The 21,733-nt window shown below is 46.4% G+C and carries 25 protein-coding genes; 23 read left to right on the forward strand and 2 right to left on the reverse strand.

Going from position 1 to position 21,733, the window contains the following annotated elements; all coding sequences use genetic code 11:
• Positions 1-25 precede the first annotated feature (25 nt).
• From ACTNEN_RS03600 to murC, 3 genes are all read left to right on the forward strand, one after another.
• Positions 26-592 carry a shikimate kinase gene (locus tag ACTNEN_RS03600; protein WP_441204711.1) on the forward strand — a complete coding sequence of 189 codons (567 nt, stop codon included), beginning with the start codon at positions 26-28 and terminating at the stop codon, positions 590-592.
• Complete coding sequence (locus tag ACTNEN_RS03605; protein WP_441204712.1) at positions 589-3,291, forward strand: NYN domain-containing protein; 2,703 nt, start codon at positions 589-591, stop codon at positions 3,289-3,291. The genes ACTNEN_RS03600 and ACTNEN_RS03605 overlap by 4 nt, the downstream gene beginning before the upstream one ends.
• Before the next feature lie 76 nt (positions 3,292-3,367).
• On the forward strand, positions 3,368-4,768 hold the full coding sequence (gene murC / locus ACTNEN_RS03610; RefSeq protein ID WP_441204713.1) for a UDP-N-acetylmuramate--L-alanine ligase: 1,401 nt from the start codon (positions 3,368-3,370) through the stop codon (positions 4,766-4,768).
• Between the two features lie 128 nt (positions 4,769-4,896).
• Here murC and ACTNEN_RS03615 read toward each other — a convergent pair whose 3' ends face one another.
• Entirely contained in the window at positions 4,897-6,108 is a 1,212-nt protein-coding gene (locus ACTNEN_RS03615; protein WP_441204714.1) for a hypothetical protein, read from the reverse strand.
• A gap of 50 nt (positions 6,109-6,158) precedes the next feature.
• Positions 6,159-7,394 carry a hypothetical protein gene (locus tag ACTNEN_RS03620; protein WP_441204715.1) on the reverse strand — a complete coding sequence of 412 codons (1,236 nt, stop codon included), beginning with the start codon at positions 7,392-7,394 and terminating at the stop codon, positions 6,159-6,161.
• Between the two features lie 481 nt (positions 7,395-7,875).
• Between ACTNEN_RS03620 and ACTNEN_RS03625 the strand changes: the two genes are divergently transcribed.
• The 20 genes from ACTNEN_RS03625 to rplE all read left to right on the forward strand — a co-directional run bounded on the left by ACTNEN_RS03625 (position 7,876) and on the right by rplE (position 21,731).
• Positions 7,876-8,634, forward strand: coding sequence for a DnaD domain protein (locus ACTNEN_RS03625; RefSeq protein ID WP_441204716.1), 759 nt, complete (start codon positions 7,876-7,878; stop codon positions 8,632-8,634).
• Positions 8,621-9,589 (forward strand): ATP-binding protein, encoded by a 969-nt coding sequence (locus tag ACTNEN_RS03630; protein ID WP_441204717.1) that lies wholly within the window; start codon positions 8,621-8,623, stop codon positions 9,587-9,589. The genes ACTNEN_RS03625 and ACTNEN_RS03630 overlap by 14 nt, the downstream gene beginning before the upstream one ends.
• A 122-nt stretch (positions 9,590-9,711) precedes the next feature.
• Positions 9,712-10,929: a ribose-phosphate pyrophosphokinase gene (locus ACTNEN_RS03635; RefSeq protein ID WP_441204718.1), complete on the forward strand. Its 1,218-nt coding sequence runs from the start codon at positions 9,712-9,714 to the stop codon at positions 10,927-10,929.
• Between the two features lie 152 nt (positions 10,930-11,081).
• Positions 11,082-12,152, forward strand: a complete 1,071-nt coding sequence (locus ACTNEN_RS03640; protein WP_441204719.1) for an acyltransferase family protein — start codon at positions 11,082-11,084, stop codon at positions 12,150-12,152.
• A gap of 126 nt (positions 12,153-12,278) precedes the next feature.
• Positions 12,279-13,271 carry a class I SAM-dependent methyltransferase gene (locus ACTNEN_RS03645; RefSeq protein WP_441204720.1) on the forward strand — a complete coding sequence of 331 codons (993 nt, stop codon included), beginning with the start codon at positions 12,279-12,281 and terminating at the stop codon, positions 13,269-13,271.
• 225 nt (positions 13,272-13,496) lie between these two features.
• Positions 13,497-14,738, forward strand: a complete 1,242-nt coding sequence (locus ACTNEN_RS03650; RefSeq protein ID WP_441204721.1) for a cell wall-binding protein — start codon at positions 13,497-13,499, stop codon at positions 14,736-14,738.
• A 566-nt stretch (positions 14,739-15,304) separates the two neighbouring features.
• Positions 15,305-15,622, forward strand: a complete 318-nt coding sequence (rpsJ, locus tag ACTNEN_RS03655; protein ID WP_441204722.1) for a 30S ribosomal protein S10 — start codon at positions 15,305-15,307, stop codon at positions 15,620-15,622.
• 49 nt (positions 15,623-15,671) lie between these two features.
• Positions 15,672-16,301 carry a 50S ribosomal protein L3 gene (gene rplC / locus ACTNEN_RS03660; RefSeq protein WP_441204723.1) on the forward strand — a complete coding sequence of 210 codons (630 nt, stop codon included), beginning with the start codon at positions 15,672-15,674 and terminating at the stop codon, positions 16,299-16,301.
• Positions 16,302-16,326: 25 nt separating this feature from the next.
• The gene (gene rplD / locus ACTNEN_RS03665) at positions 16,327-16,947 is read left to right on the forward strand and encodes a 50S ribosomal protein L4 (RefSeq protein WP_441204724.1); all 621 of its coding nucleotides are present in this window, start codon (positions 16,327-16,329) and stop codon (positions 16,945-16,947) included.
• Positions 16,947-17,246: a 50S ribosomal protein L23 gene (gene rplW, locus ACTNEN_RS03670; protein WP_441204725.1), complete on the forward strand. Its 300-nt coding sequence runs from the start codon at positions 16,947-16,949 to the stop codon at positions 17,244-17,246. Before rplD ends, rplW begins: the two co-directional genes overlap by 1 nt.
• Positions 17,247-17,317: 71 nt before the next feature.
• Positions 17,318-18,163: a 50S ribosomal protein L2 gene (gene rplB, locus ACTNEN_RS03675; protein WP_441204726.1), complete on the forward strand. Its 846-nt coding sequence runs from the start codon at positions 17,318-17,320 to the stop codon at positions 18,161-18,163.
• 20 nt (positions 18,164-18,183) lie between these two features.
• Complete coding sequence (gene rpsS / locus ACTNEN_RS03680; RefSeq protein ID WP_441204727.1) at positions 18,184-18,462, forward strand: 30S ribosomal protein S19; 279 nt, start codon at positions 18,184-18,186, stop codon at positions 18,460-18,462.
• A gap of 28 nt (positions 18,463-18,490) precedes the next feature.
• Positions 18,491-18,880: a 50S ribosomal protein L22 gene (gene rplV / locus ACTNEN_RS03685; protein WP_441204728.1), complete on the forward strand. Its 390-nt coding sequence runs from the start codon at positions 18,491-18,493 to the stop codon at positions 18,878-18,880.
• Between the two features lie 11 nt (positions 18,881-18,891).
• Positions 18,892-19,554, forward strand: coding sequence for a 30S ribosomal protein S3 (gene rpsC / locus ACTNEN_RS03690; RefSeq protein ID WP_441204729.1), 663 nt, complete (start codon positions 18,892-18,894; stop codon positions 19,552-19,554).
• Between the two features lie 2 nt (positions 19,555-19,556).
• A complete protein-coding gene (gene rplP, locus ACTNEN_RS03695; RefSeq protein WP_441204730.1) occupies positions 19,557-19,985 on the forward strand; it encodes a 50S ribosomal protein L16 in 429 nt (142 codons plus the stop codon).
• A complete protein-coding gene (gene rpmC / locus ACTNEN_RS03700; protein ID WP_441204731.1) occupies positions 19,985-20,188 on the forward strand; it encodes a 50S ribosomal protein L29 in 204 nt (67 codons plus the stop codon). The genes rplP and rpmC overlap by 1 nt, the downstream gene beginning before the upstream one ends.
• Before the next feature lie 17 nt (positions 20,189-20,205).
• Complete coding sequence (rpsQ, locus tag ACTNEN_RS03705; protein WP_441204732.1) at positions 20,206-20,460, forward strand: 30S ribosomal protein S17; 255 nt, start codon at positions 20,206-20,208, stop codon at positions 20,458-20,460.
• A 24-nt stretch (positions 20,461-20,484) separates the two neighbouring features.
• Positions 20,485-20,853 (forward strand): 50S ribosomal protein L14, encoded by a 369-nt coding sequence (gene rplN, locus ACTNEN_RS03710; protein ID WP_441204733.1) that lies wholly within the window; start codon positions 20,485-20,487, stop codon positions 20,851-20,853.
• Positions 20,854-20,865: 12 nt separating this feature from the next.
• Positions 20,866-21,171 carry a 50S ribosomal protein L24 gene (rplX, locus tag ACTNEN_RS03715; RefSeq protein ID WP_441204734.1) on the forward strand — a complete coding sequence of 102 codons (306 nt, stop codon included), beginning with the start codon at positions 20,866-20,868 and terminating at the stop codon, positions 21,169-21,171.
• Between the two features lie 20 nt (positions 21,172-21,191).
• Positions 21,192-21,731 (forward strand): 50S ribosomal protein L5, encoded by a 540-nt coding sequence (gene rplE / locus ACTNEN_RS03720; protein WP_441204735.1) that lies wholly within the window; start codon positions 21,192-21,194, stop codon positions 21,729-21,731.
• Positions 21,732-21,733: the final 2 nt, after the last annotated feature.

The raw sequence follows: 21,733 nt of genomic DNA on the forward strand, positions 1-21,733 counted from the left end.
GACCAGAGATTAAGAGGACACTAATGTGAATATAACATTTATCGGAATGCCGTCGAGCGGCAAGAGCACCATCGGCGTTTTGCTTGCAAAGCGCCTGGGGATGAATTTTATTGACCTGGACATCGTAATTCAGGAGAAAACAGGCAAGCTGTTAAAAGAAATCATCGCAGAGCAGGGGAATGAAGGATTTCTCAAGATTGAGGGAGATACCGCAGCGTCGATCCATCCGGGAAATGCTGTGATCGCGCCAGGGGGCTCCATCTGCTATGAGGACTGGGGGATGCAGCACTTAAAGGAAATTTCCACGGTGGTGTATCTTAAAATCTCTTATGAGGAAATGTGCCGGAGAGTCGGCAACGTGGTGGATCGAGGAGTTGCCATCCCGGAGGGCTATACGCTGAGAGATCTCTATGATGAGCGCACTCGCCTGTATGAGAAATATGCGGATATCACGGTGGATGAGGAAGGCATGGATTTCGGGCAGGTTGTAGACCAGCTGCGAGAGGTTTTTGAACGTGCCGAGGCGGAAATGCGGAAAAAATTCCGATCAGAGGACATTGTGATCTCTAAAGAAGGTAGAGAGGCAAGATGAGGCAGCTGGCAGTAGGTATCCTGGCGCATGTGGATGCCGGTAAAACCACCCTTGCCGAGAGTCTTTTATATCGCTCCGGGAAGCTTCGGAGTCTGGGACGTGTAGATCATGGCGATGCCTATCTGGATACGGATCCGATGGAGAAGGAGAGAGGCATAACAATCTTTTCCAAACAGGCGATGTTTCCACTGTATGATCGCGAGATCATCCTGCTGGATACACCGGGACATGTTGATTTTTCCGCGGAAATGGAACGTACCCTGCAGGTGCTTGATTATGCTATCCTTGTGATCAATGGCTCTGACGGTGTCCAGGGACATACGGAAACGCTCTGGAAGCTGTTAAAGCATTATCAGATCCCGACCTTTCTTTTTATCAACAAGATGGATCAGCCGGGAACAGACCGGGCAGAGATCAGCGGAAATCTCCGGGAGAAGCTGTCTCAGCACATTGTGGATTTCACAGGTACAGAGTACCGGCTGACAGATGGTGTCCCGGAGCTTAAGCTGCCGGAGGATGTTGCGGAGAATGTCTCTCTCACGGATGAAGCCACAATGAACCGCTATCTTGAAACCGGTATGCTTCCCCCGGAGGAGCTCCGCAGGCTCATTCGGGAACGCAGCCTTTTTCCGGCATTCTTTGGTTCCGCGCTTAAGCTTCAGGGGATCGACGAGTTTTTAAATGCTCTTTATGCACTTACGGAACTCCCGGCATATCCGGAGGAGTTTGGCGCAAGAGTTTTTAAAATTTCAAAGGAAGGAAATCAGCGTCTCACCTGGCTTAAAATTACAGGAGGCACACTTAAGACGAGGACCGAGCTCCTGCCGGGAGAAAAGGTCAATGAAATCCGCTTTTACAGTGGTATCAAATATGAGACAAAGGACACTGCAGAGGCAGGGGATATCTGCGCGGTCACGGGCATTCGCAGCCTGAAAACAGGGGATGGCATCGGCATAGAACCAGGGTCCGGAGAGACAAGCCTTAAGCCTGTGCTGGATTATGAGGTGCTCCCGGAGGATGCAGATCCTGAGGAGCTCTACCGTAAATTATCAGAGCTTCAGGACGAGTTCCCGGAGCTTCACATTACCTATCTTAAGGAGCTCCGCGAGATCCATGTGCATCTCATGGGCGAGGTGCAGACGGAAATTGTAAAACGGCTTGTGAAGGAGCGCTGCGGCATCAGCATAGGCTTTGGACCTGGCGAGATCCTGTATCAGGAAACGATCCAGGACGCGGTCGAGGGTGTGGGTCATTTTGAACCGCTCAGACATTATGCGGAGGTACATCTCCTGCTGGAGCCCTTGCCGCGGGGGACAGGGCTTCAGTTTGCTCTGGACTGTCCGGAGGATGTGCTTCCGCGCAACTGGCAGAGACTGGTGCTTACGCATCTTAAGGAACGGGAGCATCCCGGCGTACTGACCGGTTCGCCGATTACGGACATGCGGATTACATTGATTACGGGACGGGCGAGTCAGAAGCACACCGAGGGAGGAGATTTCCGGGAGGCTACCTACAGAGCCGTACGGCAGGGTCTCAGGAAGGCGGTCAATGTGCTTCTGGAGCCTTATTATGCGTTTACACTTGAACTTCCGACAGAGTATGTAGGCAGGGCAATGACCGACATTGGCAGTATGGAGGGAAGTTTTATGCCACCGGAGACCAATGGAGATAAAACCGTGCTGAAAGGCAGGGCACCAGTGGTTACCATGAGGGACTATGCCAGGGATGTCATGGTTTATACCAAGGGCAGAGGGCACCTGTTTGTTACGCTTGCAGGCTATGATCGTTGCCATAATGCAGAGGAAGTGATTATAAAGCGCGGCTATGACCCTGATCAGGATCTGCTGAATCCATGCTCGTCTGTTTTCTGTGCGCATGGCTCCGGCTTCATTGTACCCTTTGATCAGGTGGAGAAATATATGCATGTAGAGTCTCCGCTTGCAAAGGAGGACAGCGGAGAGCGCCGTGATTTTGCCGAAGACCTGGAGCGCGCGGAGCAGCGCCGTAACAGAAAGGAAAATTATACGCCATCCGGGCATTATATCGGAGATCAGGAGCTGGAAAACATTTTTATCAATACCTATGGTAAAATCCGGAACCGGGCACAGGAGGTGAATGAAGCTGCCGCGAGAACCATCCGCGCAGCCAGCAGAGAGGAACCTCCGGAGAAGTATCAGAAAAAGCCGCCGGAGCGGAGGAAACAGTACCTGCTGGTGGATGGCTACAATATTATATTTGCATGGAAGGATTTAAACGAGCTTGCCAGGACCAATCTGGATGCGGCAAGAGGTAAGCTTCTGGACATCCTGTCGAACTATCAGGGCTTTACCGGTAAGGAAGTGATCGCTGTTTTTGACGCATACCGGGTCAGCGGACATCCGGTGGAGAAATTCCGCTTTCACAACATCTATGTGGTATTTACCCGGGAAGCTATGACTGCCGACCAGTACATTGAAGAGGAGGCGCACAGGCTCTCCGCAACGGATCAGATTGCAGTGGCAACCTCGGATAAGGTTGTGCAGGTGATCACCTGGAGAGACAAAGGCACCGAGATTCTTTCTGCGCAGGACCTTTTAGAGGAGATTGAACGCATCAACCATAAGATACGGACCGAGCATTTAAGTCCGGGCAGTATCCCGAGAGAGCATCTCACAGCGCCGATGCAGTTACCGGAAGATGGATCCGGAGAGGGTACGTAGAATATCTACGTGGCTTGTCATATGCTCATGGCAATGCTATAATGCAGTCGCTAAAACAAATGAAAAAGAGGCATATATGTATCAGATAAATTTTAAAACACCTGTCCATGTCCATTTCATCGGCATCGGCGGGATTTCCATGAGCGGGCTGGCTGAAATCCTTTTGGACCGGGGCTTTACGGTTTCCGGCTCGGACAGCCATGAGTCCAAACTCACCGACCATCTTGCAGCTATGGGGGCAAAAGTTAACTATCCGCAGAGTGCTGACAATATCAACGCAACTATAGACGTGGTTGTTTATACTGCGGCTATTCATCCGGATAATCCCGAGTTTAAGGCAGCAGAGGAGAGTGGCATTCCGATGCTTACGAGAGCCCAGCTTCTCGGCGAGATTATGCGGAACTATAAGGAAGCCATCAATGTTTCCGGTACGCATGGTAAGACCACAACCACATCCATGATTACCGAAATCCTGCTCGAGGCGGAGAAGGATCCTACGGTCAGTGTCGGAGGTATGCTTAAGGATATCGGTGGAAACGTGCGGGTCGGCGGCTCGGAAATGTTTGTTGCAGAGGCCTGCGAATACACCAATTCCTTCCTTTCCTTCTTCCCCACCATTGAGGTCATCCTCAATGTAGAGGCAGACCATCTGGACTTCTTTAAGGATCTTGACGATATCCGTCATTCCTTTAAGAAATTTACAGAGAAGCTTCCGGATAACGGACTGCTGGTGATCAACCAGGACATCATGCACTATGAGTATTTTACCGAGGGACTGAAGTGCAGGATCGTTACATTCGGACATGATAAATCGGCGGATTATACTGCTAATTTCATCAGCTATGATAAGGCAGCATGTCCGCAGTACACGCTGTTTTACCATGGCGAGGAGCTTGCCAAGGTAAAGCTCGGGGTTCCGGGAGAGCATAATATCTATAATTCCATGGCCGCCATCGCGGTATGCCGGGAGCTTGGCATTGATCTTAAGGTGATCTTAAAGGCGCTTCTTAATTTTAAGGGGACAGAACGCCGCTTCCAGAAAAAAGGTACAGTCAATGGCTTTACCATCATCGACGATTATGCGCATCATCCGCAGGAGATCGCAGCAACGATTGAGGCAGCAAAGAAGTATCCGCACAGGAAGCTCTGGATCGCGTTCCAGCCGCACACCTACTCCAGGACCGCGGCGCTGCTGGATGATTTTGCCGGCGCATTGTCTCAGGCAGATGAAATCGTTCTGGCAGATATTTATGCGGCAAGAGAGCAGAACACCATCGGGATCAGCTCGGATGATCTCCGGAAGCATATGCTGCAGCAGAATACCAATGTATACTATATCCCTTCGTTCCCGAAGATTGAGGAGTTTCTCCTGGAGCATGTAAAGCCGGGAGATCTTGTAATCACAATGGGAGCAGGCAATATCTACGAGGTTGGAGATGACCTTTTAAATCTGCCTGGCGCAGTTAAGGAATCGTAAATCCTGGAAACATAATATAAGCATCAGTGTAGAAGATAAATAAAATCATAGTAAAAGGGACATCGCGTCAGAATATGCGATGTCCCTTTTGCTATCTCTTGAACGGTTGTTCTCTTGTGCGTTGACCTTCAGTCATCGCCACGTTCCTCTTCCCAGATATCATAGGCGTCATCCATGGCATCCTCATAGCTGTCATAGTCATCTGCATTCTCTTCAGCCCATTCCTCAGCAAAATCATCCGGATCATCATAATCATCCGTATAGTTATAATCCGACACGCCACCGTAATATGGCTGGTAATCATTGGTATTTTGCTTAGTTTCAGCAGAAGTATATCCAATACTCCACCAGGGAGCGCCTATCGTTTCCTCTTCTGTTTCCTCAGGGGCACTGGTTTCTTCCGGAATTTCCTCCATTACATTGACCTGACTTTCCAGATATTTAAGGACTGCTTCCTTTAAAACCTCAAAATTAACCCGATCTGCTCCATATGTGTCAATCAGTGTATCTCTGGTGTAGTATTCTGTACTTACAGAGTTTATCTCCTGGACATACTGATCAATCATGGCATCGGAAACTTCGATCCCCTGAGTTTGAGCAATGTACTGGATTAATAATGCTTCTTTTGCGAAACGTTCACCATCTAATTTGAGATTCACCTTAATGTTATTAAGATCCTGTAAATCAGCAAAATCATTATCATAATACACTTCCAGAACCGTTTGGATGCTCAGACCGGAACTTTTTGCTGAATTTGCCAATGACCAGAGAACTGCTTTATATCCATAGTCTCTTGCCTCTTGAGAAAGCGTCAAACTGGTGTCATCTATTACCTTATCAAGAATCGTGTTCTGAACATATGCATGATAGGAAATATCAAGTGACGCCTGCAAATGCTCTTTTTTTTCCTGGCGGAACTCATCTACGGTTTCAGCTGTGCTATCAGCGTAGTTTCTGACCCAGTCGTCATTGATACTGCTTCCCGGTAAACCTGTATCTTGCGTGAATATGCTTTCAATTGTATTTTCTGCCTCCTCGTCGGTCACCACGCTATTTGGATCGGTCTTTATCGTCATGGTACTTAAATCCGGCAAGTTCTCGATGCTGCCCATTTCTTCAAGCTTAGGTGGTAATGAAAAGGCAGCGTTTGCAAGTTCGGAAAGAAGTTCATTTTTTTCAGAAGTGAATTCAGCTTCATCAGTCGCGTTCTCTGTAGTTTCAACCGTACTTTCCGATGTAGATGTAGATACAGTGCCGTTTTTACTTCTATATGCTCCAAATGTAATAAGGGCAATTGTCAGTACAAATCCGATCGTCAGGAAAGTATAATAACGTTTCATAAAATCCTCCCCACAAAAACATATTCTTCCGACCTCTCTATGACCGGCTTCTAGTCGCCGCGTTCTTCCGACCAGATATCATAGGCATCATCCATGGCATCCTCATAGCTGCTGTATTCATCCTCATCTACATCCGCCCATTCGTCGGCAAAATCATCCGGATCGTCATAATCATCTGTATAGTTATAATCTGACGCTTTGCCATAAGTTGACTTCTTATCATCGGTATCCTGCTGTGCTTCCGAAAAATATTCCGTACCCCTCCATGGATTGCCTTTCGCTGCGGCTTCCGTTTCCGGTTCTGTTGCTTCCGTATCCGATGTAACTTTAACCTGGCTTTCCATGTATTTCGCGGCGGCGTCATTTAAAACTGTAAAGTTAATAATATCCGGTCCATACGTATGGATTAATGTATCTCTTGTATTATATCCAACGACGCTTTTATATACCGGAGTGTTTAAGATGTTCTGCTCATGGGCATACTGTTGAATCAGGGCATCTGATACTTCTATACCTTGAGTACGCGCAATGTACTGGAGTATGAATGCTGTTTTTGCATTACGTTCACCTTCCGTTTTGAGATGTAACTTAAATTCGTGAAGGTCATGAAGATCAGTAAAGTCATTATACTGCTCCAGAGCTTCCTGGATGCTTTGTCCGGAATTTTTTGCATCATTGGCAAATTGCCATAGCGCTGTTTCATATCCAAAGTCGTCCAGTTTTTTAGAAAGCGAAAAATCTGTTTTGGATAGGATCTTATCAAGTATCGAGCTTTGAATCTCTTTGTGATAGGTAATATCAATTCGCTCCTGCCAATCCTCTTTTGTCTGCTGACGATATTCATCTACGGTTTCAGCTGTGGTATCAGCATAGTTTTTGACCCAGTCGTCATTGATACGGCGTCCCGGTAAACCTGTATCTGTAGAGAATATGTGTTCGATGATAGCTTCTGCCATTTCGTCAGTTGCCACAGTATTGGGATCGGCTTCTATCGTAATGCTGCTTAGATCTGGAAAATTTTGCATACTGCCCATGTCCTCAAGCTTTGGCGGTAAGGGATAGACAGCATGATCAAGCTCGGAAAGCAGCGCATTTTTTTCGGAAGTGAAGGCATCTTCTTCCGTGCTTTTTATGGTTTCAGCTGGACTTTCAGATGCAGGAGCAAATGCAGATACAGATACAGCTCCAGGTACAGTGTTGCTTTTATTCTGATTATATACACTATGTGTAATGAGGGCAGCTGCCAGAATAAATCCGACTGTCAGGAAAATAGTATCACGTTTCATAAAATCCTCCATATATTGTCAGATGCGCTATCTTATATCTGCTTCCTATCTGCTTGCTAACTAATTATAACACAGCTTATGTTCATTTTTTTGTCGGTCGAAGTGGATCATAAACAAGCTATGTGAGTGCAGATAGATTCCCTTTGTGCGCAAATCCTATGGAAGGATGAAAAATGGAGAAAAATTATTTTTACTCCACAATCCACATAGGAAATCCACAGCCTGAATGTGGATAACTCATGCTTTGTACTAAAAAAAAACAAAATGACAACACTATTGACAACGAAAAGTCGTTGTTTTCCACATTGCAAGCATATCCATATGCATATAAAATGTTTTATGCAGGACTTGACATTTGAGGTCTCCACTGTATCCACCGTGCTGTGGATAAATATGGTGGATAAAGTTGTGGAGCAGTTCGGTTGATGTGTCTATGCTTGTGTGCTAATATCATCTCGCTATTGAGTTTTGGGGGTGTAATATGGGCACAAATATTGACGACAGATTAGCTGTACATGCAACATGTATTTCCAATGATTTCCTGGATAAGTATATGGCAGATGCCAATGGGGATTATATCAAGGTCTATCTTTTTATTCAGAGACATCGTGGAGAGCAGTTTGAGGTGAAAGATGTCGCCGATGCCCTGAATCTGACAGACCATGATATCGAGAGGGCTGTCCGCTACTGGGAGAAGCAGGGAATTTTTTCTGATGGCGCCGGACAGACAATTAATGCGGAAATCCGTCAGGAGAAAACCTGCCAGGCTGCTGAGGAGCATCTGGAGGAGGCGGAAGCCTCCGAGCAGAAGGTGCAGGAAGCAGCTATGACGGGTACGCTGGATGCGGTGAAGGATGACGAGGAGTTTGCAGGTATCCTTTTTGTAGCTAAGCATGTCCTGCCAGCACTTCCGACGGCGAGACAGGTGGAGACCCTGGAGTATATGTACCGGGAGCTTGGCATGAGCGCCGAGCTGATTGAGTTTATGCTGGAATACTGCGCCGGGCTGGAAAAAACCTCTGCAAGATATCTTGAAACCGTTGCAATAGACTGGCATGAGCAGGGGATTACGACTGTGAAGCAGGCTAAAAAGCTGATCCGGGATTTTGAGAGCAAAAAAGCAAGACCCAAAAAGACCTCCAAACCGAACCGCTTTCTTAACTTTGATGCCGTAGACGTGGACTATGACAGTATAGCAAAGCAAAAAGTATTGAACAGGATGCAGCATGGCACTGACTAACGCACAATACAATAAGATTCTACAGGTTTATAATGAAAGACAGCTGAAGGATTACCGTGATCAGCAGGCACGGATCCGGGATGCGTATCAGCGTATTCCGGAGCTTGAGCGTCTGGATGATGAAATCAGCACAGAATCTGTCCTGGCGGCAGAAGCGCTTGGTCATGGAAACCGGGAGCCTCTTAAGAATCTGCGGGAGAAGATCCGCGGCATTAGTCTCCGGAAAAAGGAATTATTAAAAGCCAACGGCTTACCGGAGGATTATCTGGAGCTTAGATATGAGTGCAGTGACTGCCGGGATACAGGATTCATGGATGGTAAAAAATGCCACTGCTTCCGGGCAATGCAGATGAAGCTTTTGTATCAGCAGTCTAACGTAGATCAAATTGTCAAAGTACAGAATTTTGAACATTTTGATCTCTCGGTTTTTGATAATATAACACCGATACCCTCAGCCGGAGGCAGAACCAATCGGGAGTATATGCGTGGGATCCGGGATGATCTTATAAACTGGGTTCGGGACTTTGATAAAAATCATGGTAGTATGATCCTGATGGGAAATCCCGGAACGGGAAAAACTTTCCTTGTAAACTGTATATCCAAAGCAATGATGGACTCCGGCTACAGTGTGATATATTATACAAGCAGCGATTTTTTTGAGAGTCTATCGAGAACCATGGCAGGCGGTGACCAGGCAAGAGAAATCAATGATGCGATCCTTAACTGCGATCTGCTGATCATTGATGATCTTGGCACAGAGCTTGGCAACAGCTTTACCACATCTAAGCTGTTTTATGTGATCAATCAGAGGATGGTCTTTAAAAAATCGGTGATCATATCTACAAACCTGACATTCCGCAGGATGAAGGATATCTATGGAGACAGGATTGTCTCTCGTATTATGGCGGATTATGAGATCCTGCCGCTTTATGGCAGAGACCAGAGGCTGGGATAGAGACTTGGATCATGGTGCTGAAGGCAGACTTTTATTTGCCTTTTAGTATATATTTCTATGCTGCATTGCAGATGCTTAGGTAACATTGGTAGGTTCGGACATTACGTCCACAGGAGGAAAAGATGTCAGATTCCAGAACTTCGGAATTTATTGAGAGGATTCCGGTTGGCCCGCTTGCACTTGTACCACTTCAGTCGATTGAACCACTTGGTAAAAAGATTAATAACTATCTTGCAGAGTGGAGAGCAGAACGCGAGAGTGAGCATAAGCATACGATTGCATTTAATGGATACCAGAAGGAAAACTATATCATCCCAACCAAGATTTCCAGATTTGGAACGGGAGAGGCAAAGGGCACGATCCTGGAAACTGTCAGAGGCATGGACCTCTACTTCATGGTGGATGTTATGAACTATTCCATGACATATTCCATTTTCGGACAGGTTAACCATATGTCGCCGGATGACCATTATGCGGATTTAAAGAGACTGATTGCGGCAACCACAGGTAAAGCCAAAAGGATCAATGTGATCATGCCGTTTATGTACGAGTCACGTCAGCATAAGCGTTCAGGTCGGGAGTCGCTTGACTGCGCGATGATGCTGCAGGAGCTGCGCGCGATGGGTGTGGAAAACTTCATCACCTTTGATGCCCACGACCCGCGTGTAATGAATGCAATCCCGAGAGATTCGTTTGACAACATTTCCTGCACATATCAGTTTATCAAGTCATTGCTTGCCAATGTCCCGGATCTGTCCATTGATAAGGATCATATGATGATCATCTCTCCGGATGAGGGCGGTATGGGCAGAGCAATCTATTATGCCAACGTGCTTGGTCTGGACATGGGTATGTTCTATAAGAGGAGAGACTATACACAGGTTGTGAACGGTCGTAATCCGATTGTAGCGCATGAGTTCCTTGGTAATAATGTAGAGGGTAAGGATGTCATCATTATCGATGATATGATTTCCTCCGGCGAATCTCTGATCGATACAGCTAAGGAGCTGAAAGACCGTAAGGCGAAACGGGTGTATGCCTGCACCACCTTTGGACTGTTTACCAATGGTCTAGAGAAGTTTGATGAGGCATATGCCAATGGAACACTGGCGGGAGTACTGACGACCAATCTGATTTATCAGACCCCGGAGCTTCTTAAGAGAGAATGGTATATCAATGTAGATATGTCCAAGTACATCGCGCTGATTATTGATAATCTCAACCATGATATGTCGATTTCCGAGATTCTGGATCCGGCGGCAAAGATCACCAAAAAGGTTACAGAATATAAAGCGCGGAGAGCAGAAGAGAATCAGCAGATGGAACTGGATTTACACTGACCTCTGAAGCATTCACCGCACAATATGCATAAGAAAAATATGCATAAGAAATAAGAATAGGAAATAAGAGTAAACAAGAGCAGACGTTCCGTTACAAGCTTGCGGACTGTCTGCTTTTTCTGTACAATAAGGGAAAATGACAGGAGGTGTCTATGGAGCAGGATGCATTTTCCAGGCGGGTTTTTATCATGAGCTTCTTACTGTCTCTACTTGTCATCCTGATCCATGCGGTAAATCTGGCAGATAGTAATGTTATACTGGAAACTACGGTAAGGGAGGCAATCCAGCTTTCCGGACGTGCGGATCCGGGCATGTGGATAGAAAATCTCTTTTCCAATACGCTGGGACAAATGGCGGTTCCCGGCTTTTTTATGATTAGCGGGTATCTGTTTTTCCGGACGCTCCATAATTTCCGGGAGATCGGGGACAAATGGAGACGACGCTTCTGGTCTCTGCTGGTGCCATTTGGTGCATGGAATGTCATTTTATATTGCATGTACGGGGTCATGGGGAAGGCAGCATTCACACTGCAAAACCTCTCCTCGGCAGCCGTGCATTATACCTATAATCCGACATTCTGGTATTTGTACCAGCTGATTCTGCTTACGGTGCTGGCACCGGTGTTTTATCTTCTGCTCCGGAGGCTGCCGACAGCAGTTTTTGTTATGCTTGGGGTTCTTATTTTGATCTATACCATGTGGGATCTTCCGGAGATTAACGAGGATGCGATCTTCTATTATTTCATAGGAGCCTTTGGGGCGAGATTCTGCCGGGATATCGTGGAGTGCAATTCTTCGGGGCGGAAAACCTGTACCGGCAACGTTGCTATTATCGCCACAATGGCGCTTACGATCGGAGTCTGCATGTGGCTTGGGGTGCAGGGAACCATTACAGGCAATATCGGACTCTGGGTTTTGTCACGAGTGCTCGAGAGGAGCGCCATGGTGCTTCTTTTATGGTTCCTGCTTTGTATGTTCCATCTGCCTCAGGTCAGGGACTTTATGAAAAATGGATTTTTTCTATATGGAGTGCATTATCCCTTGATTAAAATGGTAAATTTGATATTGTCCTTATGCAGGATTGACCTTACGGAACATGCCGTGCTTGCGCTTATGGTATATTTTGCAATACCGGTGCTTTCTGTAGCTGTGACATGCTTCCTTAAAACAATACTTGGCAGATACCTGCCGATGGTGTGGAGGATTTTGTCCGGAGGCAGATAAGCCTACCGGTTTCACACCTGCGAAGGTATTACGCGCGATGATATTCAAAATAGACACATAAAAAATAGAAATGTTTAATAGAGGCATTAAAAATCAATTACGTAGAGAAAGAGAGCCGATAAAATTATGTTTATTGCTGATCACTGGAAAGATTATGAAGTCATTGATACAAGCTCCGGAGACAAGCTGGAGCGCTGGGGAAAATATATCCTGAGAAGACCGGATCCGCAGGTCATCTGGCAGACAGAGCTGCGTAATCCTGCATGGAAAAAGCTGAATGGACACTATCACCGCTCGCAGAAGGGCGGAGGAGAGTGGGAGTTTTTTCATTTGCCGGAGCAGTGGACCATTTCATATGTCCTCGGCGGGACGGGGAAGAGCACACTTAGGGAGAACGCGCGGGAAACGTATCAGCGCGTGGCACCGGTTTATGCGCTTCTTACGGAGCTGCCCGCTAAGGACCGGGAGCTTACCTTCCATTTAAAACCATTTGCATTTAAGCATACCGGCCTTTTTCCGGAGCAGGCAGCAAACTGGGACTGGTTCTCAGATAAAATCTTAGGGGAAATCGAGAGGCGCCGTGCAGCAGGCAGTGACAAGCCTGTCAAGGTGCTGAATCTTTTTGCCTACACCGGGGGCGCAACGCTTGCGGCAGCTAAGGCAGGTGCGCATGTGACACATGTGGATGCCTCCAAGGGCATGGTGCAGTGGGCGAAGGAAAATGCGCAGAGTTCCGGCCTTGATACGGCACCGATCCGCTGGCTTGTGGACGACTGCACCAAGTTCGTGGAGCGCGAGATCCGGAGGGGCAATACGTACGATGCCATTATTATGGATCCGCCTTCTTATGGCAGAGGACCCAAGGGCGAGATATGGAAAATTGAAGATGCCGTCTATCCGCTGATTCAGCTGGCCGCAAAGCTGCTTACCAAGGACAGCATTTTCTTTCTGATCAATTCCTATACGACAGGTCTGCAGCCGGCAGTCATGAGCTATATGCTCTCCACGGTGCTTGTGCCGGAGCTTGGCGGTGTGGTGCATTCCGAGGAGGTTGGACTGCCGGTTACAGAAACCGGGCTGGTACTTCCCTGCGGCTGCTCCGGACGATGGGAGAAATGATGGGGACTTTTATGCGAATGTCAGAATGCTATATTTTTGCGTGCCTTTCCATATGTAAGATCGCCGTAGAGACTTTACGTCTGTAAGATTATCGTAATTAATTTATGAGAACAATTAATATAATTGGGATTGTATTTGTTTTTATGGCACGCTATGATATAAACATAATGTAAATTTATGATGTTTCGGCTGGATATTTTATACCGGCTTTGGAGGTTATGTTTTATGAGAGGAAAACTCACAGGCTTTTTGTTAGGCACCAGCATGCTCGCGGCAATTTCCGCGGTTTCAGCATATGCTGCCGGTTGGACGACCAATTCCAATGGAGAGCAGATTTATCAAAATGATAACGGATCCACCGTTACCAACTCCTGGATCAAGGCGGACAACAATGGCACAACCATCTGGTACTATGCAACCAATACCGGTACGCTGCGTAAGGACGGCTGGCAGAAGATTGGCGATTACTACTATTATTTTAACGATCAGGGCATCATGCAGACCGGCTGGGTAGATAATGATAATTACTACTGCGATACTACCAGCGGTGCCATGAAAACCGGCTGGAAGCAGCTGCCGCTTCCTGAGGATGTTGATGACGACGATTATAATAAGGGAGACAGCTATTGGTTTTACTTTAACACCCGCACAGGAGAGAAGTATAAATCTGATGATGAAGAAGCTGTGAGCAGAACCATTGATAACGTCACCTATGGCTTCGACGAAAATGGTGTTATGGTTACCGGCTGGGCTAAGACAGACAGCAAGCAGGACTCCGAGCTTGGAAATTACAGCTATTTTGCGGAAAAGACAGACAGTAAGTATAAGCTGGGCGAGAGAATTAACAATACCTGGTATTCTACAGTAGGTCCGGATGACGATAACAATTCAGGAAACAGCAGTAATCTTGCAACAGGAGATGTAGAGTGGTTCTATTTTAAGAGAAACGGGCACCCGGTTGCAGGAACCTCGGATGTTTATAAGGTAGAGAAGATCGACAGCAAGAGATATCTCTTTAATGAAAAGGGAAATCCTGCGTACGGCATTGTTCTGGGATCCACAAGCACCAATACTTCCGATGCGGATTATTACTATTGCGGTACCTCCCGCAATGACTGCTCTGTCAAGACCGGCAAGATGACCGTAGAGGACGGCGATGGCGAGAAGATTACCTGCTATTTTGATTCTACCGGCAAGGGCTATACAGGTGTTAAGGATGATTACCTCTATTATAAAGGCAAGCTCCAGAAGGCGGACAGTGATCTGGACTATCAGCTTTGCACAGTGAATGGTAAGCAGTATGTGGTTAATGAGTCCGGTCGTGTTATGAAGAGCAGAAGTAATGTTAAGGATGGAAACGGCAATAAGGTTTCTACCAACAGTGACGGCACATTAAAAGCAAATGTGAGCGGATCACTGGAGTCCTTTGCACCGGAGGCTCCGGTATTATGGGATACCGATGACTGATTCTGCTGATGGTACGTGATATATAAGATTTTTAGAGCGCTGAGAGTTCAGCGCTCTTTTTTGTACTGAGGCTTCAACACTTTTGTGCTTGCAAAACCGGACAAATCAAGGTAGAATTAGCACTTGTGGTTGACACGCACGGCTGGGTTTAAATGAAACGCCCGGATTCGTGTAAAATTGTTTGATATTAAAAACAATTTCCCTCAAAAACCGCTTGAAATTGCCAAATCAGTATGCTATCTTAGTATTCGCTGTGACATGATAGCGTTGAAATGAAAGATTGCTCGCAGAGCGAAAGCCAAGATCCGTACGGATTTGTTCTTCGGAACCTCAGCGAACCGGCAACGGTTCCTACTCTGATCCTGATACGGCAACCAAGTATAAGTCATGCGGGAGAACTTCACGGAGCGAATGTCGAGTTATTAAAACTGACGGCAGGTCACTGTACTACAATTTAATCCGCTGAACAGCAGGCGGATTTTGTGCGTATTCGCTCACGGACACGCACGGTTACGTGTACAGTCACCAACTTATCGTCAAAATTCCGATAGGAGGCGACTTTTTTTATGGCAAGTCAAGTAATGAGAATCACACTCAAGGCTTACGACCACACTCTTGTGGACGAGTCAGCCGCAAAAATTGTGGAGAGCTGCAAGAAAACTGGTTCACAGGTTTCCGGACCGGTACCACTTCCAACTAAGAAGGAAGTCATCACTATTCTGAGAGCTGTACATAAGTACAAGGACTCTCGTGAGCAGTTTGAGCAGAGAACTCACAAGAGACTGATCGACGTCATCAGCCCGAACCAGAAGACAATGGATGCACTTCAGAGACTGGAGATGCCGGCTGGTGTTTACGTTGACATCAAGATGAAGAAGAAATGATTCTAGGATGAACCGGGTAAAACTGGTTCCGCTGTAGAAAGGAGAACACATGAAGAAAGCTATTTTAGCTACTAAGGTAGGGATGACACAGATCTGGAACGAAGATGGCGTGTTAATCCCGGTAACTGTACTTCAGGCTGGTCCTTGTGTTGTTACACAGGTTAAGACAGTTGAGAACGACGGTTACAGCGCAGTTCAGGTAGGATTTGTTGATAAGAGAGAGAATCTTGTCAGCAAGCCGGTAAAGGGACAGTTTGACAAGGCTGGCGTTTCCTGCAAGAGATATCTCAGGGAGTTCAGACTTGAAAATGCCGAGGACTACAAGGTAAAGGACGAAATCAAGGCAGACATTTTTGCTGCAGGCGACAAGATCGATGTTACCGCTATTTCCAAGGGTAAGGGATTTGAGTCAGCCATCAGAAAGTACGGTCAGTCCAGAGGACCTATGGGTCACGGTTCCAAGTTCCATCGTCATCAGGGTTCCAATGGTACATCCGCTACACCATCGAGAGTACTTCCTGGTAAGGGAATGCCTTCTCACATGGGTGCAATCAAGGTTACAACACAGAACCTTACAATTGTAAAGGTTGATGCTGAAAATAACCTGATCCTTGTAAAGGGAGCAGTACCGGGACCAAAGAAGGCTCTGATTACAGTTAGAGAAGCTGTAAAGGCCTGAGACGGAAGAAAGGAGGAACATATAAATGGCTAACGTATCAGTATTTGATATGCAGGGTAAGGAAGTCGGAACTATGGATCTCAACGATGCTGTATTTGGCGTTGAGGTTAATGAGCACCTTCTTCACCTCGCAGTTGTTGCTCAGCTTGCCAACAAGCGTCAGGGCACACAGAAAGCATTAACTCGTTCAGAAGTTTCAGGAGGCGGCAGAAAGCCTTGGAGACAGAAGGGAACTGGTCATGCTAGACAGGGCTCCATCAGAGCACCGCAGTGGAAGGGCGGCGGAGTTGTATTTGCACCGGTTCCACGTGACTATACAACCACAATGAACAAGAAGGAAAAGAGAGCAGCTCTTAAGTCTGCGCTTTCCAATGCCGTTGCAGAGAACAAGCTCATCGTTGTTGATGAGATCAAGTTCGATGAAGTAAAGACCAAGAACTTCCAGAACATGATGGATGCGCTCAAGGTTAAGAAGGCATTTGTGCTTCTTGATTCCAACGATAAGAACACAGTTCTTTCCGCAAGAAACATCGCTGACGTTAAAACCGCTCAGGTAAATGAGCTTAATGTATACGATGTACTTAAGTATCAGACAGTAGTTGCTACAAAGGCAGCTCTTGAAAAAGTTCAGGAGGTATACGCATAATGGCAAACGTTAAATATTACGACGTGATCCTGCGCCCGGTTGTGACTGAGAAGTCCATGGGTGAGATGGCATCCAAGAAATATACCTTCTTCGTACATCCTGAAGCAACAAAGTCTCAGATCGCAGAGGCTGTTGAGAAGATGTTTGAGGGTGCAAAGGTTGCATCTGTAAACACCATGAATCTTGATGGCAAGAAGAAGAGAAGAGGTATGGTTGTTGGTCAGACTGCTAAGCAGAAAAAGGCCATTGTAACACTTACAGAGGACTCCAAGGACATTGAGGTCTTTGCAGGACTTTGATAAAGCGATCCGTCACGTGAAAAAATTTCTCAATTATACGTGACAACATTCATAAAGGAGAAAAATCAGTCATGGGTATTAAGACATATAATCCTTATACACCTTCGAGAAGAAACATGACCGGTTATGATTTTGAGGCAGTCACCAAGAAGACTCCAGAAAAATCCCTTCTTGCAACCAACAAGAAGAACGCCGGAAGAAATAATCAGGGTAAGATCACCGTTCGTCATCATGGCGGCGGAAACAGACAGAAGTACAGAATCATCGATTTCAAGAGAAATTCCAAGGATGGTCTGACAGCTACTGTAGTTGGTATCGAGTATGATCCAAACAGAACAGCTAACATTGCACTTCTCTGCTATGAAGATGGTTCCAAGGCTTATATCCTTGCACCGAACGGTCTTACAGATGGCATGAAGGTTATGAGCGGCGAGAACGCCGAGGCAAGAGTCGGCAACTGTCTGCCTCTTTCCAAGATCCCTGTAGGTTCCAGCGTACACGCAATTGAGCTTCAGCCTGGTAAGGGCGCACAGCTTGTTCGTTCCGCAGGAAACGCTGCACAGCTTATGGCAAGAGAGGGCAAGTATGCAACTCTGCGTCTTCCTTCCGGTGAGATGAGAATGGTTCCGATCGAGTGCCGCGCAACCATCGGTGTTGTAGGCAACGGCGAGCATAACCTTGTAAATCTTGGTAAGGCCGGCAGAAAGAGACACATGGGCATCCGTCCTACAGTTCGTGGTTCTGTTATGAACCCGAATGACCACCCACACGGAGGTGGAGAAGGTAAGGCTCCGGTCGGCAGACCTGGTCCTTGCACACCTTGGGGTAAGCCTGCTCTTGGTCTCAAGACCAGAAACAAGAAGAAGGCTTCCAACAAGCTTATCGTAAGAAGACGTGATGGTAAGGCCATCAAATAATTGAGGAGGAGAAAGAGAATATGGCACGTTCAGTAAAAAAAGGACCATTTGCGGATAAGAGCCTGCTCAAGGCTGTAGATGCAATGAATGCCGCAGACAACAAGGCCGTTATTAAGACCTGGTCTCGTCGTTCTACAATCTTCCCGTCATTTGTTGGTCATACAATCGCAGTACATGACGGAAGAAAGCATGTACCTGTATATATTACAGAGGATATGGTTGGACACAAGCTTGGTGAGTTCGTTGTAACCAGAACCTTCCGTGGTCATCATGGCAATAACGACGAGCGTAAGGCTTAATTGCATAGTTGAAAGGAGGACATGTTAAATGTCAAAAGGTCACAGATCTCAGATTAAGAGAGAAAGAAACGCAAATACTGACAGAAGACCTTCAGCTACTCTTTCATATGCAAGAGTGTCAGTTCAGAAGGCATGCTTCGTACTTGATGCCATCAGAGGCAAGAATCTTGACGAGGCAATCGGTATCGTAACATATAACCCAAGATATGCTTCAACCTTACTTAAGAAGCTCCTTGAGTCTGCAGCAGCTAACGCTGAAAACAACAACAATATGTCAAGAGATGATCTGTATGTTGCTGAGTGCTATGCCAATGCAGCTCCGACAATGAAGAGAATTCATCCGGAACCTCAGGGCAGAGCAATGAGAAGACTGAAGAGAAATTCTCATATCACAGTTGTTTTGGACGAGAGAAAGTAAGGAGGCATTGAATGGGACAGAAAGTTAATCCGCACGGCATGAGAGTCGGCGTCATTAAGGATTGGAACTCCAAGTGGTATGCTGACAAGAAGACTTTTTCAGATACCCTTGTTGAGGACTACAACATCAGAAAGTTCCTGAAAAAGAGACTGTATTCTGCTGGCATCTCAAAGATTGAAATCGAAAGAGCTGCTAATGACAAGGTCCGCATCATCATCTTTACTGCTAAGCCTGGTTTTGTAATCGGCAAGGGCGGCGCTGAGATTGAGAAGGTAAGAAAAGAAGTTCAGAAGCTCACAGACAAGAACGTTTACATCGATATCAAGGAAATCAAGAGACCGGATCGTGATGCACAGCTTGTTGCTGAGTCTATTGCACAGTCCCTTGAGAACCGTGTATCCTTCAGAAGAGCTATGAAGCAGGCAATGCAGAGAACTATGAAGTCCGGAGTGCTTGGTATCAAGGCTTCTGTTGGCGGACGTCTCGGCGGTGCTGATATCGCAAGAAGAGAGTTTTACAGCGAAGGAACAATCCCTCTGCAGACATTAAGAGCTGATATTGATTACGGCTTTGCTGAGGCTGCTACAACTTACGGCAGACTTGGTGTTAAGGTCTGGATCTATAAGGGCGAGGTACTTCCTGCCAAGAAAAATAAGGAAGGGAGCGAGAAATAACTATGTTAATGCCTAAGAGAACAAAATATCGTAAGCAGATTCGTGGCAACATGAAGGGCAAGGCTACAAGAGGAAACAGAATCTCACACGGTGAGTTCGGTATCATCTCTACAGAGCCATGCTGGATCAAGGCTAATCAGATTGAGGCAGCCAGAGTCGCTCTTACAAGATATATTAAGCGTGGTGGACAGGTTTGGATCGATATCTTCCCTGACAAGCCTATTACAGCTAAGCCTCTTGGAGTCAGAATGGGTTCCGGAAAGGGCGCTGTAGAATTTTGGGTAGCTGTTGTAAAGCCAGGCAGAGTTCTTTTTGAAATCGCTGGTGTACCTGAGAGTCAGGCAAGAGAAGCGCTCAGACTTGCAGGTCATAAGCTTCCTTGCAACTGCAAGGTTGTTTCCAAGGCAGATCTGGAAGGCGGTGATAACTAATGAAGAAAAATACTTACTTAGACGAGTTAAAGGCAAAGTCTCAGGAGCAGTTAAAGGAAGAGCTTGTTTCTGCAAAGAAGGAGCTTTTTAACCTGAGATTCCAGAACGCAACAAACCAGCTCGATAATACAGCAAGAATCACCGAGGTTCGCAAGAATATCGCGCGTATTCAGACAGTTATCACTGAAAAGGCTAAAGCGTGAGAAAGGAGAGCACAACAATGGAAAGAAATCTGAGAAAGACACGTACCGGTAAGGTCGTAAGTGCAAAGATGGATAAGACCATCGTTATTGCTATCGAAGATCACGTAAAGCATCCTCTGATCGGAAAGATCGTGAAGCGTACGGTTAAGATCTACGCTCATGATGAAAACAATGAGGCTGGTGTAGGCGATACCGTAAAGGTTATGGCTACAAGACCTCTTTCCAAGACCAAGAGATGGAGACTTGTTCAGATCGTTGAAAAGGCTAAATAATCAGGAGCAGGGAAGGAGCATTATATGATTCAGCAGGAAACAAGATTAAAGGTTGCTGATAACACAGGTGCAAGAGAGCTTCTTTGCATCCGCGTTATGGGTGGCTCAACCAGAAGATATGCCGCTGTAGGTGATACAATTGTTGCTTCCGTAAAGGACGCAATTCCGGGCGGACAGGTTAAGAAGGGCGACGTTGTTAAGGCCGTTGTAGTAAGAACGGTGGATGACATTCGCCGTAAGGATGGCAGCTACATCAAGTTTGATGAGAACGCAGCTGTAATTCTTAAGGAAGACAACACTCCAAAGGGAACCCGTATTTTTGGACCGGTTGCTAGAGAGCTTCGTGATCATGGCTACATGAAGATCGTTTCCCTCGCACCGGAAGTATTATAAGGAGGTTGCCAGATGCGTAGAATTAAAAAAGACGATATGGTACAGATCATTGCCGGTAAGGACAATGGAAAGCAGGGTAAGGTTCTGTCCTTTGATCCTGCAACCAATAAAGTAGTCGTTGAAGGCTGCAATATGGTAACCAAGCATCAGAAGCCGAGCGCCGGCAATCCACAGGGCGGCATCCTTCATAAGGAAGCACCGATCGATGCATCCAATGTGATGCTCGTTGTGGATGGTCAGCCTACCCGTGTCGGATTTAAGGTTGAGGACGGCAAGAAGGTAAGAATTGCTAAAAAGACCGGCAAGGTTGTTGATTGAGAGAAAGGAGGAATTTAAAAATGGCTAGATTAAAGGACCTTTATAATAGCGAGATTAAGGAAGCTATGGTTAAGAAGTTCGGCTACAAGAATGTAAACGAAATCCCAAAGCTTGAGAAAATCGTTATCAATATGGGCGTAGGAGAAGCTAAGGAAAATTCCAAGGTTCTCGACAGCGCAGTTAGAGACCTGGAGATCATCACAGGTCAGCATGCAGTAACAACCAAGGCTAAAAAGTCCGTTGCCAACTTCAAGATCAGAGAGGGACAGGCAATTGGCTGCAAGGTTACTCTGCGTGGAGACAGAATGTATGAGTTCGCTGACAGACTGATCAACCTTGCGCTTCCTCGTGTAAGAGACTTCAGAGGTGTTAATCCTAACGCTTTTGATGGCAGAGGCAACTATGCACTTGGTATCAAGGAGCAGATCATTTTCCCTGAGATCGAGTTTGATAAGGTTGATAAGGTTAGAGGTATGGACGTAATCTTTGTTACGACTGCTAAGTCCGACGAAGAAGCGCGTGAACTTCTTAAGCTTTTCAACATGCCTTTTGCAAAATAATC

It is taken from the genome of Oribacterium sp. HCP28S3_H8, from assembly GCF_052064775.1.
In the GTDB taxonomy this organism is placed as follows: Bacteria; Bacillota; Clostridia; order Lachnospirales; family Lachnospiraceae; genus Oribacterium.

Excerpts from the sequence above, each read along its gene's own strand:
- ACTNEN_RS03635 (WP_441204718.1), top strand. The coding sequence starts at position 9,712 with ATGTCAGATTCCAGAACTTCGGAATTTATTGAGAGGATTCCGGTTGGC.
- ACTNEN_RS03620 (WP_441204715.1), bottom strand. The coding sequence starts at position 7,394 with ATGAAACGTGATACTATTTTCCTGACAGTCGGATTTATTCTGGCAGCT.
- ACTNEN_RS03645 (WP_441204720.1), top strand. The coding sequence starts at position 12,279 with ATGTTTATTGCTGATCACTGGAAAGATTATGAAGTCATTGATACAAGC.
- rpsQ (WP_441204732.1), top strand. The coding sequence starts at position 20,206 with ATGGAAAGAAATCTGAGAAAGACACGTACCGGTAAGGTCGTAAGTGCA.
- rplX (WP_441204734.1), top strand. The coding sequence starts at position 20,866 with ATGCGTAGAATTAAAAAAGACGATATGGTACAGATCATTGCCGGTAAG.
- rplP (WP_441204730.1), top strand. The coding sequence starts at position 19,557 with ATGTTAATGCCTAAGAGAACAAAATATCGTAAGCAGATTCGTGGCAAC.
- rplD (WP_441204724.1), top strand. The coding sequence starts at position 16,327 with ATGGCTAACGTATCAGTATTTGATATGCAGGGTAAGGAAGTCGGAACT.
- rplW (WP_441204725.1), top strand. The coding sequence starts at position 16,947 with ATGGCAAACGTTAAATATTACGACGTGATCCTGCGCCCGGTTGTGACT.
- rplN (WP_441204733.1), top strand. The coding sequence starts at position 20,485 with ATGATTCAGCAGGAAACAAGATTAAAGGTTGCTGATAACACAGGTGCA.
- ACTNEN_RS03650 (WP_441204721.1), top strand. The coding sequence starts at position 13,497 with ATGAGAGGAAAACTCACAGGCTTTTTGTTAGGCACCAGCATGCTCGCG.
- rplV (WP_441204728.1), top strand. The coding sequence starts at position 18,491 with ATGTCAAAAGGTCACAGATCTCAGATTAAGAGAGAAAGAAACGCAAAT.
- ACTNEN_RS03630 (WP_441204717.1), top strand. The coding sequence starts at position 8,621 with ATGGCACTGACTAACGCACAATACAATAAGATTCTACAGGTTTATAAT.
- ACTNEN_RS03640 (WP_441204719.1), top strand. The coding sequence starts at position 11,082 with ATGGAGCAGGATGCATTTTCCAGGCGGGTTTTTATCATGAGCTTCTTA.
- rpsC (WP_441204729.1), top strand. The coding sequence starts at position 18,892 with ATGGGACAGAAAGTTAATCCGCACGGCATGAGAGTCGGCGTCATTAAG.
- ACTNEN_RS03605 (WP_441204712.1), top strand. The coding sequence starts at position 589 with ATGAGGCAGCTGGCAGTAGGTATCCTGGCGCATGTGGATGCCGGTAAA.
- rpsS (WP_441204727.1), top strand. The coding sequence starts at position 18,184 with ATGGCACGTTCAGTAAAAAAAGGACCATTTGCGGATAAGAGCCTGCTC.
- rpsJ (WP_441204722.1), top strand. The coding sequence starts at position 15,305 with ATGGCAAGTCAAGTAATGAGAATCACACTCAAGGCTTACGACCACACT.
- rplC (WP_441204723.1), top strand. The coding sequence starts at position 15,672 with ATGAAGAAAGCTATTTTAGCTACTAAGGTAGGGATGACACAGATCTGG.
- rpmC (WP_441204731.1), top strand. The coding sequence starts at position 19,985 with ATGAAGAAAAATACTTACTTAGACGAGTTAAAGGCAAAGTCTCAGGAG.
- rplB (WP_441204726.1), top strand. The coding sequence starts at position 17,318 with ATGGGTATTAAGACATATAATCCTTATACACCTTCGAGAAGAAACATG.
- rplE (WP_441204735.1), top strand. The coding sequence starts at position 21,192 with ATGGCTAGATTAAAGGACCTTTATAATAGCGAGATTAAGGAAGCTATG.
- ACTNEN_RS03625 (WP_441204716.1), top strand. The coding sequence starts at position 7,876 with ATGGGCACAAATATTGACGACAGATTAGCTGTACATGCAACATGTATT.
- ACTNEN_RS03615 (WP_441204714.1), bottom strand. The coding sequence starts at position 6,108 with ATGAAACGTTATTATACTTTCCTGACGATCGGATTTGTACTGACAATT.
- murC (WP_441204713.1), top strand. The coding sequence starts at position 3,368 with ATGTATCAGATAAATTTTAAAACACCTGTCCATGTCCATTTCATCGGC.